10 protein-coding genes are annotated in these 13,782 nt (G+C 71.5%); 7 read left to right on the top strand and 3 right to left on the bottom strand.

Annotation, left to right across the window (positions count from 1 at the left end; genetic code table 11):
* Positions 1 to 136 precede the first annotated feature (136 nt).
* Positions 137 to 1,045: a hypothetical protein gene (locus AQJ67_RS14255; RefSeq protein ID WP_062719078.1), complete on the bottom strand. Its 909-nt coding sequence runs from the start codon at positions 1,043 to 1,045 to the stop codon at positions 137 to 139.
* Between the two features lie 193 nt (positions 1,046 to 1,238).
* Between AQJ67_RS14255 and AQJ67_RS14260 the strand changes: the two genes are divergently transcribed.
* Positions 1,239 to 2,003, top strand: coding sequence for a S1 family peptidase (locus tag AQJ67_RS14260; RefSeq protein WP_062719356.1), 765 nt, complete (start codon positions 1,239 to 1,241; stop codon positions 2,001 to 2,003).
* 23 nt (positions 2,004 to 2,026) lie between these two features.
* Here the strand turns inward: AQJ67_RS14260 and AQJ67_RS14265 are convergent, their stop codons facing one another.
* Positions 2,027 to 3,802 (bottom strand): glycoside hydrolase family 35 protein, encoded by a 1,776-nt coding sequence (locus tag AQJ67_RS14265; protein WP_062719079.1) that lies wholly within the window; start codon positions 3,800 to 3,802, stop codon positions 2,027 to 2,029.
* 89 nt (positions 3,803 to 3,891) lie between these two features.
* On the opposite strand from AQJ67_RS14265, the gene AQJ67_RS14270 reads away from it, so the two are divergent.
* The 6 genes from AQJ67_RS14270 to AQJ67_RS14295 all read left to right on the top strand — a co-directional run bounded on the left by AQJ67_RS14270 (position 3,892) and on the right by AQJ67_RS14295 (position 11,839).
* Entirely contained in the window at positions 3,892 to 4,779 is an 888-nt protein-coding gene (locus tag AQJ67_RS14270; protein WP_062719080.1) for a helix-turn-helix domain-containing protein, read from the top strand.
* Positions 4,780 to 4,802: 23 nt separating this feature from the next.
* Entirely contained in the window at positions 4,803 to 5,168 is a 366-nt protein-coding gene (locus tag AQJ67_RS14275) for a chorismate mutase (protein ID WP_062719081.1), read from the top strand.
* 271 nt (positions 5,169 to 5,439) lie between these two features.
* The gene (locus tag AQJ67_RS14280; protein WP_062719082.1) at positions 5,440 to 5,976 is read left to right on the top strand and encodes a response regulator; all 537 of its coding nucleotides are present in this window, start codon (positions 5,440 to 5,442) and stop codon (positions 5,974 to 5,976) included.
* Between the two features lie 56 nt (positions 5,977 to 6,032).
* Positions 6,033 to 8,528, top strand: a complete 2,496-nt coding sequence (gene pepN / locus AQJ67_RS14285; RefSeq protein ID WP_062719357.1) for an aminopeptidase N — start codon at positions 6,033 to 6,035, stop codon at positions 8,526 to 8,528.
* A 210-nt stretch (positions 8,529 to 8,738) separates the two neighbouring features.
* Positions 8,739 to 10,202, top strand: coding sequence for a pyridoxal phosphate-dependent decarboxylase family protein (locus tag AQJ67_RS14290; protein WP_062719358.1), 1,464 nt, complete (start codon positions 8,739 to 8,741; stop codon positions 10,200 to 10,202).
* Positions 10,199 to 11,839, top strand: a complete 1,641-nt coding sequence (locus AQJ67_RS14295; protein ID WP_244190453.1) for a lysine N(6)-hydroxylase/L-ornithine N(5)-oxygenase family protein — start codon at positions 10,199 to 10,201, stop codon at positions 11,837 to 11,839. Before AQJ67_RS14290 ends, AQJ67_RS14295 begins: the two co-directional genes overlap by 4 nt.
* 24 nt (positions 11,840 to 11,863) lie before the next feature.
* Here AQJ67_RS14295 and AQJ67_RS14300 read toward each other — a convergent pair whose 3' ends face one another.
* Positions 11,864 to 13,669 carry a bifunctional metallophosphatase/5'-nucleotidase gene (locus tag AQJ67_RS14300; protein WP_062719083.1) on the bottom strand — a complete coding sequence of 602 codons (1,806 nt, stop codon included), beginning with the start codon at positions 13,667 to 13,669 and terminating at the stop codon, positions 11,864 to 11,866.
* Positions 13,670 to 13,782 lie beyond the last annotated feature (113 nt).

Raw genomic sequence — 13,782 nt, forward strand, 5'->3', positions numbered from 1 at the left:
GGGCCTCGTCCTCAAACGCCGGACGGGCTGAAAGATCCAGGCCCGGCAAATCCAGCCCCTCCGGCGTTTGAGGAGCGGGGTCTGGGGCGGAGCCCCAGAAGGATGGGACGGGTAGGGGCGGCGGGGGCGAGGAAGGCTATGTGTCGCACTCCAGGACCGTCCGGCACAACCCGCACCGCGCCCGCACCCGCCCCCGAACCGGCACCCGAATCCGCTGCTGACACGTCGGACACGGGAACGACACCCGCAACGGCCCCCGCCCGTCCGGCGTGAACGAGTACGGCACCCCCGCCCGTGCGCCGGCACTGGAACCGGCAGCGCGATCACCCTGAGCATGCCGCCGATCGTGGGCGTACCGCCGCCTCCCCGCCCACCCGGCGGCCGTCAACGGCGGCTGCTGCTCGTCCCGCCGAGCCTCCGCAAGCCCCTTCCCGTACGCCGTGTACGCCTGCGGACTGGTGAACCACACCGACGGATCCTCGGCGAAGACCCGCGCCCGCTTGGCGAGGACGTACCCGAACTCCTCCGGCGTCAGATACCCCAGCTTCTGCGAGGACGCCGAGTCCTCCCGGTACGCGTCGAGGAGCAGCCAGCCCGCGCCGAGATACGTCGTCGCCGTGTCCGTCAGGATCTCGTTGTCCCGGGTGCCGGGGAAGGACAGGCCCAGGCGGTGCAGGTACACATGCATCACCTCGTGGGCGAGGGCCGCCCCGATGTCCCGCCGATGCGTGCGGAAACGGTCGTTCAGCTCCACGAAGTACTCCGGCCCGGCGGCGAGTTCGACGCTCGCCGCGTGGGTCATCTCCCGGAAGCTGACGATCAGCCGGGCGTCCGGGAGGCGGTAGTGCCGGACGAGTTCACGGGCCACCCGCTGCGCACCCAGATACAGGTCGTCCGTGTCGCAGAACGCCACGTCGGCCGGCGCCACGCTGGTCGCGAACGTCTGGACGGTGTCGTACGACAACCGCTTGTAGAGCGCGGTGATCGAGGCCCGCACCGTCTCCAGATGCGGGAAGCCGTGCTGAACCGGTCCGCCGTTCGCCACGCCCTTACCCCCAAGACGCCTGGAACCCGATTCCACTCTACGGGGAGGTGAGGGGTTTTTCCCCGGCGAGGTTCCACGCCCGGGGCGTGAGATCCGTCCTTGCCAGGCATGCCACCCGATCTTCATACTGCGGGCCGCTCAACACGCCATGAGAGGACGTATGTTGACCCACAGCTCGCCGAAGAGAAGCGGCATGACCCTGGCCAAGAGAGCGGCGGCGGTGGGCGCCGTCGCCCTCGCGGTCGCCTCCCTCCAGCCCCTCAGCGCGAACGCCGCGTCCACCCGCGTCGTCGGTGGAACGCCCACCGCGCAGAACGAGTTCCCGTTCATGGTCCATCTCTCGATGGGCTGCGGCGGAGCGCTCTACAAGAAGGACGTCGTCCTGACCGCCGCCCACTGCATGGACGGCTCCGGCAACAACACCAGCATCACTGTCACCGCTGGTGTCAACGACCTCGACTCCTCCGCCGCGATCAAGGTCAAGTCGAAGAAGGTCAAGGTGGCCCCGGGCTACGACGGCAACGGCAAGGACTGGGCGCTGATCAAGCTCGCCAAGCCGATCGACAAGCCGACGCTGAAGATCGCCACCACGGACCGCTACAACCGCGGCATGTTCACGATCGCCGGATGGGGCGACACCCAGGAGGGAGCCGGCACGGGCACGACCAAGCTCCGCAAGGCCACGGTTCCCTTCGTCGCCGACCGCATCTGCAAGCGTCACTACGGGAACCGGCTGGTGTCGAAGGAGGAACTGTGCGCCGGCTGGCAGAGCGGCGGCATCGACACCTGCCAGGGCGACTCCGGTGGCCCCATGTTCCGCAAGGACGACGCCGGCAAGTGGCTCCAGGTCGGCATAGTCAGCTGGGGCGACGGCTGCGCCCGCACGGGTGTGCCCGGCGTCTACACCGAGGTCAGCACCTTCGCCAAGGACATAGCCCGCGCGGCGAACGCCCTCTAGGCGGCCGCCGCACCAGCAGCGCGTCAGACGGCCCGGAGCACCGGGGCACCCGCCTCGCCGGACCCCGACCGGGCCGTCCCCTCCAGCTCCAGCACCCACACCTCGTTGCCGCCCTCCCGCAGGACGGGACCGGGGACGTGAAGCGAGCGCTGGGGGCCGGCGGACCAGTAACGGCCGAGGCCGAACCCGTTGATCCACGCGAAGCCACGGGTCCAGCCGGGCAGCTCCAGACAGGCGTCACCGGCGCCGCGCACGGTGACGGTGCCCCGGTACAGCCCCGGGGCACCGTCCTCCGGCAGCTCCCGTGAGGGCACCGCCCGGACCTGCCCGACGTCGTCCAGCGCCTCCAGCCGCAGCCCACGCGCGCGTACGTCGTGCAAGTACTGCCGCTCGTGCAGCACACCCCCGGTGATCCCCTTGGGCTCGCCCAGCCGCGGCCCGTAGTTGACCCGCCCCAGGGACTCCACCCACAGCTCCACGCGCGCGTACCCGGCGACGGGCTCCTTGAGGCACGCCTCGTCCTCGGTCAGTACCCCGGCCCGCTCCCCGTCGACGTACACCACGGCGAGGTCCCGCAGCCCGCGCACCGTCAGCGGATACGGCTGCCGCGGACCCGGCACCGTCACCTCGTACCGCACCAGACCCCGCTCGACGCCCAGTTCCTCGAACGTCGGCGGCACGGGACCGGCGGTCTCCGCGCCGCCCAGGGCCTCCAGCACGGCGGTGAGGGGCGCCCAGTCGGTCAGGTCCGCCTCGGCCGGGGTGCCCAACGCGGCCGGGGCGGGCGGGACTTCGGGCAGGGGGCCGTCGGCGTACTCGGCGAGGACGTCCCGGAAGGCCCAGAACTTCTCCGTGGGGCGCCCGTACTCGTCGATCGGGGCGTCGTAGTCGTACGACGTCACATCGGGCTCCAGCGGCCCGTCGTGCAGCGCGCCGCCGCCCCGGTTGGCGCCCGCCCAGCCGGCGAAGTTCGTGCCGCCGTGCGCCATGTACAGGTTCACCGACGCCCCGCACTCCAGGATCTCCCGCAGCGCCGCCGCCGCGTCCCCCGGGTCCCGTACCGCATGCTCGCCGCCCCAGTGGTCGAACCAGCCGCACCAGAACTCCATGCACATCAGCGGACCGTCGGGGCGGTGCCGGCGCAGCGTCTCGAAGGCCGCGCGCGCGTGGGAGCCGAAGTTCACCGTCGCGAGGATCCCGGGGACCGAGCCGCCGGAGAGCATGTGGTCCTCGGGGCCGTCCGAGGTGAACAGCGGGACCGTGACGCCGTGCTCGCGCAACAGGTCCGCCAGACGGCGCAGATACGCGGCGTCCGAGCCGTAGCTGCCGTACTCGTTCTCGACCTGCACCATGATCACCGGGCCGCCGCGGTCGATCTGCCGGGGCACGATCTCGTGCCGCAGCCGCCGGAACCAGCTCGCCACATACCCCAGGTAGCGCTCGTCACGCGTACGCGCGCGTGCCCCCACCTCGGCCGTCAGCCAGGACGGCAGCCCGCCGTTCTCCCACTCGGCGCAGATGTACGGCCCAGGCCGCACGATCGCCCACAGCCCCGCCTGACGGGCCGCGTCCAGGAACCGGCCGAGCGCCTGCACGTCCCGGCTGTGTCCCGGCACCGGCTCGTGCAGGTTCCACGGCACATACGTCTCCACGCAGTTCAGGCCCATCGCCCGCAGCATGGCCAGCCGGTGCCCCCACCGCGCCTCGTGCACCCGGAAGTAGTGCAGCGCGCCGGACAGCAGCCGCACCGGCCGCCCGTCCAGCAGGAAGTCTTCTTCCCCCACCGTGAACTCGCTCATACGCCCCACCCTCGCCCCTGGCGCGGGTCACGGTCCATGGACAAAGATCGGCGCTGCTTGGACCGAAGCCACGGACGGGAGGTAGGGGCGTGTACCACACCTGGATGCGCTTCTTCACGCCCGGCCCCGCCCACCAACGCCTCGGTCTCGTCTGCCTCGGCGTCGGCCTCCAGTACGGCGCCCTGCCGACCGTCGGACCGCGCGTCCTGGACCACCACGTCGCCGTCGTGATCAGCACCGGCGGCGGCTGGTACGCCCACCCCGACGGCCGCCGCACGCCCGTCACCGCGCCCGCGCTGCTGTGGCTGACCCCCGGCGTCCCGCACCACTACGCGCCCGATGCGGAGACCGGCTGGGACGAGGGCTTCGTCGACTTCGCCGGACCCGCCACCGCTTCGTACACCGAACTCGGCTACATCGAACCCGACCGCCCCGTGGTGCCTCTCGCCGACGCCTCCGGGCCGCGCGCCGTCATCGGTCGCATGGCGCGCGCCGCCCGCCGCGACAACCCGCTTCTGGAGGTCGAGACCGGCGCCGCCGTCCATGAGCTCCTCGTCGCCCTGCGTCGCGCGCGTGCCGACCTCGCCCCGGACGGCGACCTCGTGCTCAAGGCCCTCGCCCGCGACGCCTGCCTGCCGCTGACCGTCGCCGACCACGCCGCCCGGCACGGCATGACCCTCGCCGAACTGCGCACGGCCGTACGGCGCGGCGCCGGGTGCAGCCCCAAGGACTATCTGCTCGGCATCCGCCTGGGCCGCGCGAAGGAACTCCTCGCCGCCACTGAGCTCCCCGTCGCCGCCGTCGCCCGCCGCGTCGGCTACGACGACCCCGCCTACTTCTCCCGGCTGTTCACCCGCCGCGTCGGCATGGCCCCGGTCCGCTTCCGCGCCCAGCAGAGCCGCGTCGTCCCCGGCGGCTGGAGCAACCAGGTCCCCGACCCCGCCGATCCACCCGTGATCGAACGAATGACCACCTGACGCGCCCCGTAGGCTGGGCGCTCATGACCAGCAACACGTCCTCCAGCACCTCCCCCGGCGACGTCGACCCCGCCGTCCGCGAGGAGCTCGCCCGGCTGCGCGACAGCATCGACAACATCGACGCGGCCGTCGTCCACATGCTCGCCGAACGCTTCAAGTGCACCCAGCAGGTCGGCCATCTCAAGGCCAAGCACCAGCTCCCGCCCGCCGACCCGGCCCGCGAGTCCCGCCAGATCGCCCGCCTGCGCACCCTCGCCGAGAACGCCAAGCTCGACCCCGCGTTCGCGGAGAAGTTCCTGAACTTCATCATCGCCGAGGTGATCAGGCACCACGAGAGCATCGCCGAGGACACCCTCAACGGCGCCGAGCCCAGCGCACCTCGCTCCTAGGCCCTGTCGTCAAATTCCCGCCTGCCCGGAGGCGTCGACAGGGCCTAGGGGATGCCCGCCCGGGACATCTCGCGGCATTCCCGACCACGGCGTGGCCCGTCGCGCGGACGACGCAAATGTGACGACAGGACGTGAACAGACCCTCCCGAGGGAGTGACACGGCGGCCCGGGCGGGGCATGCTGCGCTGTGCACCGCATGCCAGCTGACACGCACTCCCCGTCAGCGCCCCCGGACATACCTCGGATGTCCACGCGGGAGGGACGTCGGGCCATGCCGTCGGATGCCAAGATCCTCATCGTCGACGACCACGAGGACACGCTGTACGCGCTGGAGAGCGCCCTGGCCCCGCTGGGCTACCGACTGGCCCGGGCCACCAGTGGCGACGAGGCGCTCAAGCAGGTGCTCCGCGGGAAGGTCGGCCTGCTGCTCCTGGACGTCCGCATGCCCGGCGTCAGCGGCCTGGACGTGGTCCGCTACATGCGACGCGTCGAACAGACCCAGCACATACCGGTCATCCTCCTCACCGGCTTCGGCGCCGACCAGGAACTGGTGTCCGCCGCCTTCCGCCTCGGCGTCGCCGACCTGGTCATGAAGCCCATCGACCCCTGGGCGCTGCGCACCAAGGTCCGCTACCTGTACGACGCCCACGAACGCCACCGCGCGCTGGAGCAGGAGGTCCGCACCTTACGCGCCCTGATCAAGGACCCCACCGAGGCCGAGAACCCCGGCCCGTCTCCCGCCCTGCCCCACCCCGACGCCCGCGTACCGCCGCAACGCGACAGCCCGGCGGCCAAGAACCGGACATAGCGCACGTACTGATCCGCCCCTGTGCCTTGTCAGTGCCATCAGGCAGCATGTCCTGCATGTCCGTACTGACGCGCGACGAAGCGCAGACCCGTGCCCAGCTCCTCGACGTCCACCGCTACTCGATCGAACTCGATCTGACCACCGGGGACGAGACCTTCGACTCGCGCACCGTCATCAGGTTCACCACGCGCGCCGACGCGGACACGTTCATCGAGATCAGGCCCGCCGAGCTGCGCTCCGTCACGCTGGACGGACACCCCCTCGACCCCGGAATCCTGGCCGACGACCGGCTGCCCCTGAAGGACCTCACCGCCGGTGAGCACGAACTGCGCGTCGACGCGGCCATGCGCTACTCCCGCACCGGCGAGGGCATGCACCGCTTCACCGACCCCACCGACGGCGAGACGTACGTCTACACCCAACTGGCGCTGGACGACTGCAAGCTGGTCTTCCCGGCCTTCGACCAGCCCGACCTCAAGGCCGTCTTCGAGCTGTCCGTCACCGCCCCCGAGGGCTGGACCGTCCTCGCCAACGGCATCACCGAGCACCTCGGCGACGGCCGCTGGCAGGCCGCGCCCACCCCGCTGATCTCCACGTACCTCGTCGCCGTCGCCGCCGGCCCCTGGCACTCGGTGCGCACCGAGCACCGCGGACTGCCCTTCGGCGTCCACTGCCGCCGCTCCCTGGCCCCCTACCTGGACGCGGACACCGAGGAACTCTTCGAGGTCACCCGGCAGTGCTTCGACCGCTTCCACGAGAAGTTCGACGAGCCGTACCCCTTCGACTCCTACGACCAGGCGTTCGTCCCCGAGTTCAACGCCGGCGCCATGGAGAACCCCGGACTGGTCACCTTCCGCGACGAGTTCGTGTACCGCTCCGCCGTCACGAAGACCGAGCGGCAGACCCGCGCCATGGTCATCGCCCACGAGATGGCCCACATGTGGTTCGGCGACCTCGTCACCCTGCGCTGGTGGGACGACATCTGGCTGAACGAGTCCTTCGCGGAGTACATGGGCTACCAGACCTGCGCCGAGGCCACCCGCTTCAGCGACACCTGGACGGACTTCGGCATCGTCCGCAAAGCCTGGGGGTACGACGCCGACCAGCGCCCCTCCACCCACCCCGTCGCCCCCGAGGCCGTCGACGACACCGCCTCCGCGATGCTCAACTTCGACGGCATCTCCTACGCCAAGGGCGCCTCCGCGCTGCGGCAGCTGGTGACCTGGCTCGGCGAGAAGGACTTCCTCGCCGGCATCAACACCCACTTCGCCCGCCACCGGTTCGGCAACGCCACCCTCGCCGACTTCATCGACTCCCTCGCCACCGCCACCGAACGCGACGTCCACGCCTGGGCCGACGCCTGGCTGCGCACCACCGGCGTCGACACCCTCACCCCGACCGTCACCCGCGGCGACAACGGCACCTACACGCTCACCGTCGACCACGCGGGCAGCCGCACACACCGCGTCTCCGTCGGCCTGTACGACCAGGACCTCGGCGACGACGACGGCCACCTCACCCTGCGCGAGCGCCTCGACCTGGACATCCCGCAGACCGCGCCGCAGCCCATCGGCAAGCGCCCGGCCCTGCTGCTGCTCAACGACGGCGACCTGACCTACGCCAAGGTCCGCTTCGACGCCGAGTCCTTCGAGACCGTCCGCACGAGCCTCGCCGGACTGCCCGACCCGCTCACCCGCGCTGTCGTCTGGAACGCCCTGCGCGACGCCGTCCGCGACGGCGAACTGCCCGCCACGGCCTACCTGGAGGCCGCCCGCGCCCACCTCCCGCGCGAGACCGACCTCGCTGTCGTCCAGGGCGTCCTCGCCTTCGCCGGCGCCCAGGTCGCCGACCGCTACCTCGCCCCCGAGCAGCGGCCCGCCGCCCTGGCCACCCTCTCCTCGCTCTGCCGCGACCTCATCCGCCGCACCGAGGACGGCGACAACCCGGGGCTGCGCCTCATCGCCGTACGCCACTTCATCGATGTCGCCGCCCACCCCGACACCATCGCCGCCTGGCTCGCCGACGGGACCGTGCCCGGCGGGCCCGAGCTCGACCCCGACCTGCGCTGGCGCCTCCTCGCCCGGCTGGCCGTCCTCGGCGCCGTCGACGAGCCCGCCATCGCCGCCGAGCTGGAGCGCGACCCGAGCGCCACCGGCCAGGAGGGCGCCGCCCGCTGCCGGGCCGCCCTGCCGGACGAGGAGGCCAAGGCGAGGGCCTGGGACGCCATGTTCGGCGGCGACGGCAGCGCCGACCTGTCCAACTACCTCTTCATCGCCACCGCCCACGGCTTCTGGCAGCCCGAACAGGCCGACCTGCTCCGGCAGTACGTGCCGCGCTTCTACAAGGACGCCGTCGCCCTCGGCGCCCGCCGCGGACCCGCCATGGCCGACGCCGCCGGCCGCCACGCCTTCCCGGTGCACGCCGTCGACGCCGACGCCCTGGAGCTGGGCGAGGGCTGCCTGCGCGACGGAGATCCGGTTCCGGCACTGCGCCGCAGGCTCGCCGACCAGCTGGACGACCTGGCGCGGGCGCTGCGGGTGAGGGAGGGCTAGCCCGCCGGGACCCAAGGAAGACCAGAGACCAGCCCCCCTGGGCCGAGGGCGGCGGGCTTTTACTCCGCCACCCTCGGCGCGCATCCTCCGACACGCGTTCCCCGTACGGAAATACCCCCTTTCGGGTTCCGATCATTGGGCTTTTCGGGCGCGACAGCGCATCGGCGTACAAGCTGGAAGTCCCTCTTGCCCAGCGCCCGGGAGGACACGATGCGTACGTCGCCGTCGCTCGCTTCAGGCCCGGAAGGCCCCGACGCCCTGCGGCCGTTGCTCGACACCGTGCTGGACGCGCTGAGCGAGGGAACCCGGGCACGCGGCGGCCCACTGCCCCGGGGCGGCCCGAAGGCGGTGGCCGCGCGCCTGCGGGACGCCGTCGGTGACGTACTGCCGGCCGACGGCGACCCGAACGCCCTCCACACCGTCGTCCACGCCCTGGCCGAAACCGCCGCCGACCCCGCCGCCCCCCTCTGCACCGCCCACCTCCACTGCCCGCCCCTGGCCCTCGCCACCGCGGCCGACCTCGCCGCCTCCGCCCTCAACCCCTCCCTGGACTCATGGGACCAGGCGCCGGGCGCCTCGGAGTTGGAGGCCCTGGTGACGGGAGCACTGGCGCGGGAGGTGTTCGGGAGCGGGGGAGCGGAGGACGCCTCGGCCCCACCCCCCGCGACCCCCACGACCCGCCTCACCGCCACCCCCACCGCCCTGATCACCACCCGCCTCACCGCCACCCCCACCGCCCTGATCACCACCGGCGGCACCGAGTCCAACCAGCTCGCCCTCCTCCTCGCCCGGGAAGCGCACGGCGCCGGGCTCAGGCTCGTGCACGGGGCCAACGCTCACCATTCGGTGCCCCGTGCCGCATGGTTGGTCGGGCTGGCCGAGCCGGTCGTCGTGCCCGCGCCGGCCGGTGTCCTCGATGTCGCCGCGCTCGACGAGGCGTTGACGGAGCTGCCCGGTCCGCATCTCGTCGCCGCCACCGCCGGGACCACCGACGCCGGGCTCATCGACCCGCTGCCCGAGATCGCCGAGCTGTGCGCGGCCCACGGGGCACGGCTGCACGTCGACGCCGCGTACGGCGGAGGCCTGCTGTTCAGCGACCGGTACCGGGCGCGGCTCGCCGGTCTCGACGCCGCCGACACCGTCACCCTCGATCTGCACAAGCTCGGCTGGCAGCCCGTCGCCGCGGGGCTGCTGGCCGTGCGCGATCCGGGTGACCTCGCCGTCCTGCACCACCGCGCCGACTACCTCAACGCCGACGACGACACCGAGGCGGGCCTGCCCGACCTGCTCGGCCGGTCCCTACGGACCAGCCGCAGGCCCGACGTCGTCAAGATCGCCGTCACTCTCAAGGCCCTCGGCCGCAGCGGACTCGGCGGACTCGTCGAGCAGGTCTGCGACCGGGCCCGTGACTTCGCCGACCTCGTTCACGGTCACCCCGGGTTCGAGCTCTACGACCCGCCCACCATCAGCACGGTCCTGTTCCGGCCGGCGCACGCCGACGACGACGCCGTCGCCGCCGTACGCCGCATGCTGCTCACCGACGGCCGCGCCGTCCTCGGCCGGGCCCGCACAGACGGGCGCCTGTGGCTCAAGACCACCCTCCTCAACCCCCACACGCGCCCGGACGACCTGGCCGCCCTCCTGAACCTGGTGGAAGGAAACACCCCCGGATGAGCCCGCAGACGAACCCCCGCACCACCCCCCACGCCGCCCCCCGTCTCACCACCCTCCAGGAAGCCCCTGACACCGCTCCCCGAGCGGACCTGCAACCGAGCCCCCGCTCGGAACCGGACCCCGGCCCCCGCCCCTCGGCCCCCGGAACGGCCTCGCACCCCAAGACCCCGCACCCCAACCCCTCACACACCACCCCCGCGCACGCCCCCAGCACCCAGCCCAGCCCCCCGCACCACGACCCCGACACCCCCCGCGACCTCGTCGGCATCGGCATCGGCCCCTTCAACCTCTCCCTCGCCGCCCTGGCCCACCCCCTCACCGACCTCGACGCCGTCTTCTACGAGCAGCGCCCCTCCTTCGCCTGGCACCCGGGGCTCCTCATCGACGGCTCCCGGATCCAGGTCCCGTTCCTCGCCGACCTGGTGACGCTCGCCGACCCCGCCAGCCCGTGGTCGTTCCTCAGCTACCTCAGGACCCGCGACCGGCTCTTCCCCTTCTACTTCGCCGAGCGCTTCCACATCCAGCGCGCCGAGTACGACGCCTACTGCCGCTGGGTCTGCGAGAACCTCCCCGCGCTGTCCTTCGGCCACCAGGTCGACGCGGTCCGCTTCAACCCCGAACGCGACGTCTTCGAGGTCGACTACACCCAGCTCGACCCCGGCGGGGACGCCGAGGCCGTCGGCCGTACGTACGCGAAGAACATCGTGCTCGGCATCGGCACCGAACCCGACGTCCCCGACCCGCTCAGGCCCCTCGTCGACGCGCCCGCCGTCCCCGTCATCCACGCCGCCGACTACCTCGACCACCGCGAGACACTGCTCGCCGCCGAGCACATCACCGTCATCGGCTCCGGACAGTCCGGCGCGGAGATCTTCCTCGACCTGCTCCGCCACCGCCCCGCCGGACGCGAGCGACTGCACTGGCTCGGCCGTACCGCGGCCTTCGCGCCCATGGAGTACTCCAAGCTCGGCCTGGAGCACTTCACCCCCGACTACACCCGCTACTTCCAGTCCCTCGCCGAACCGGTCCGCGACCAGCTCGTCGCCTCGCAGTGGCAGCTCCACAAGGGCATCGACGCCGAGACCCTGGCCGCCATCCACGACGAGCTCTACCGCCGCACCCTGGACGGCGGCTGGCCCGACACCGTCCTCACCCCCGGCGTCCAGGTCCGCACGGCCGGCCGTATCGCCACCACCAAGGTCGAGCTGCACCTGGAGCACCTCCACCAGAACACCCGCTCGCGTCTGACCACCGACGCGGTCGTCCTCGCCACCGGCTACCGCGAGCGCCCCCTCGGCCGCATCCTCGCCGGCCTCGACCCCTATCTGCGCCGCGACAGCCAGGAACGCCCGCGCGTCGACGACCAGTACCGCCTCGTCATGGACCCGTCCGTCACCGGCTCCGGCTGCAACGTCTACGTCCAGAACGCCGAACGCCACACCCACGGCGTCGGCACCCCGGACCTCGGCCTCGCTGCCTGGCGCAGCGCGAGCATCCTCAACGCCGTCACCGGCCAGGAGGCCTACCCCCTGCCCACCCGCACGGCGTTCACCACCTTCGGCCTCCAACAGCAGGAGCCCCGGATCCCGCGCGCGCGTCAGCCGAGGACGCTGACACCGCTCCTGGACGGGATCTGAGGCTCCTGAGAAGGGACTTCGGTCCTAGAACACCGGCGTGCCGTTCCGCGTGAGCTTCCAGTCCACCGACGCGAAGTCCTTCGGGTCCAGCACGCCCTTCGCGGTCACCCACTCCGCGATCCGGGTGCGGATCTCCGTCGACTCCGCCCACAGCTCCTGGGCCGACGCCACATGCGGGAACGCGCCGCCGCCGTTGGCCCGGTAGTTGTTCACGGCGAACACGAACTGCTGGGCGTCGTCGAGAGCGGCACCGTTGTAGGCCAGGTTCTTGATCCGCGAACCGGCCGCCTGCGCGATGTCGATGTCGTACGACAGCCCCGACACGTAGTCGTAGTTGTAGTCGGGGCGGTCGCCCGCGTTGGTCAGCTTCTCCACGTCGACGGCCGCGTCGGCGGCGGTCTGCACGAAGTACTGCGCCGAGTACTCCAGGTACGCCTTGATCTGCGCGCCCGTCATCAGCTTGGCGACCAGCGTGTTGTCGTAGACGTACAGGCTCGACAGATCCCGGATGGTCACGTCGCCGGCCGGGATCTCCGAGGTGCGGGAGAAGGGGGAGGCCTGGGAGATGACGGGCAGCGCGGCATGCTCCGTACCCGCCAGCGCCGCCTTCACCACGTCCTCCTGGACCTTGGTGATCAGGTCGATGATCGGGGCGTCCTTGTAGCGCGCCTCGACCGTCGTCAGCGTGGCGGTCGCCGTGCCGACGACCTGGTTGACGTACTCCACCACGATGTCGTGGTCGTCCTTCAGCAGCTTGGTGATCTTCGGATCGTCGGCGACCGTCTTGGAGTCACGCACCGACGCCTTGACCGACTCGACCGTCCAGCGGCCCTTCTCGAGGACCAGCTCGAAGTCGAACAGGGACAGGCGCTGCGCGTAGCACAGCGGCTCCGACAGCACGACCTTCTTGCCCGTCTTGTCGTTCGTGACCAGCAGCTCCGCGATCTCCGTGTGCGCGTGCCCGACGAGGATCGCGTCGATGCCCGGCACCTGCTGGGCCACCAGCGCCGCCGAGTTCTCGATGTACGGCAGCTGGTCGCCGTACGACGACGTCCCCGACGAACCGGAGTGCGCGGACACGACCACGATGTCAGCGCCCATCGAACGCAGCTTCGGCACCCACTTCGCGGCCTGCTCCTCCAGCCCCGGGAACACCATCTTGCCCTCGACGTACGCCTTGTCCCAGATCGCGATACCGGGGTTGGTCAGACCGAGGACCGCGACCTTCACGTCAGGGGCGCCCGGCACACAGAACCTCTTGATGAAGTACGGCGGGAAGGCGGGCTTCAGCGTCTTCGCGTCCAGCGCGTTCGCGCCCAGCAGCGGGAAGTGGCACTGGTCCTCGAACTTGCGCAGCGTCTCGATGCCGTAGTTGAACTCGTGGTTGCCGAGGGCCACCGCGTCGTACCCGATCGCGTTCATCGCCGCCGCCATCGGGTGGACCGGGCCGCCCTTGGCCGTGATCGGGTCGACCTTCGCGTAGTAGTACGTCAGCGGGGTGCCCTGGATCGTGTCGCCCGCGTCGATGAGCATCGTGTTGCGGCGGCCCTTCTCCGCGCGGACCTGGTTCACCAGCGTCGAGACGCGCGACAGGCCCTTGGCGTTGCCCTTGGCGTCGGAGTACTCCGCGTCCTTGAAGTAGTCCCAGTTGAAGATGTTGCCGTGCAGATCGGTCGTGCCCATCACCGTCAGGGCGTACCGCTTCTTCGGCCGGGAGCCCTTCGCCGTCTCGGCGGCCTGCGCCGCCGGGGCGGTCACCGCACCGGCCACCGCCACCCCCGCTCCGGTCACGGCGGACTTGGTCAGGAACTTCCGACGGTTCAACGGCATGAGTGCTTCTCCCGGGCGAATTGGTCAACAACGCGCGTAGATTCTGACCTGGTCATGGCGAGCAGCAATAGACCCCGCAGGTTTCGATCTGATGACCCACGGGGGCCGTAACC

The organism is Streptomyces caeruleatus, assembly GCF_001514235.1.
Taxonomy (GTDB): Bacteria; Actinomycetota; Actinomycetes; order Streptomycetales; family Streptomycetaceae; genus Streptomyces; species Streptomyces caeruleatus.

Excerpts from the sequence above, each read along its gene's own strand:
- AQJ67_RS14260 (WP_062719356.1), top strand. The coding sequence starts at position 1,239 with ATGACCCTGGCCAAGAGAGCGGCGGCGGTGGGCGCCGTCGCCCTCGCG.
- AQJ67_RS14265 (WP_062719079.1), bottom strand. The coding sequence starts at position 3,802 with ATGAGCGAGTTCACGGTGGGGGAAGAAGACTTCCTGCTGGACGGGCGG.
- AQJ67_RS14275 (WP_062719081.1), top strand. The coding sequence starts at position 4,803 with ATGACCAGCAACACGTCCTCCAGCACCTCCCCCGGCGACGTCGACCCC.
- AQJ67_RS14280 (WP_062719082.1), top strand. The coding sequence starts at position 5,440 with ATGCCGTCGGATGCCAAGATCCTCATCGTCGACGACCACGAGGACACG.
- pepN (WP_062719357.1), top strand. The coding sequence starts at position 6,033 with ATGTCCGTACTGACGCGCGACGAAGCGCAGACCCGTGCCCAGCTCCTC.
- AQJ67_RS14290 (WP_062719358.1), top strand. The coding sequence starts at position 8,739 with ATGCGTACGTCGCCGTCGCTCGCTTCAGGCCCGGAAGGCCCCGACGCC.
- AQJ67_RS14295 (WP_244190453.1), top strand. The coding sequence starts at position 10,199 with ATGAGCCCGCAGACGAACCCCCGCACCACCCCCCACGCCGCCCCCCGT.
- AQJ67_RS14300 (WP_062719083.1), bottom strand. The coding sequence starts at position 13,669 with ATGCCGTTGAACCGTCGGAAGTTCCTGACCAAGTCCGCCGTGACCGGA.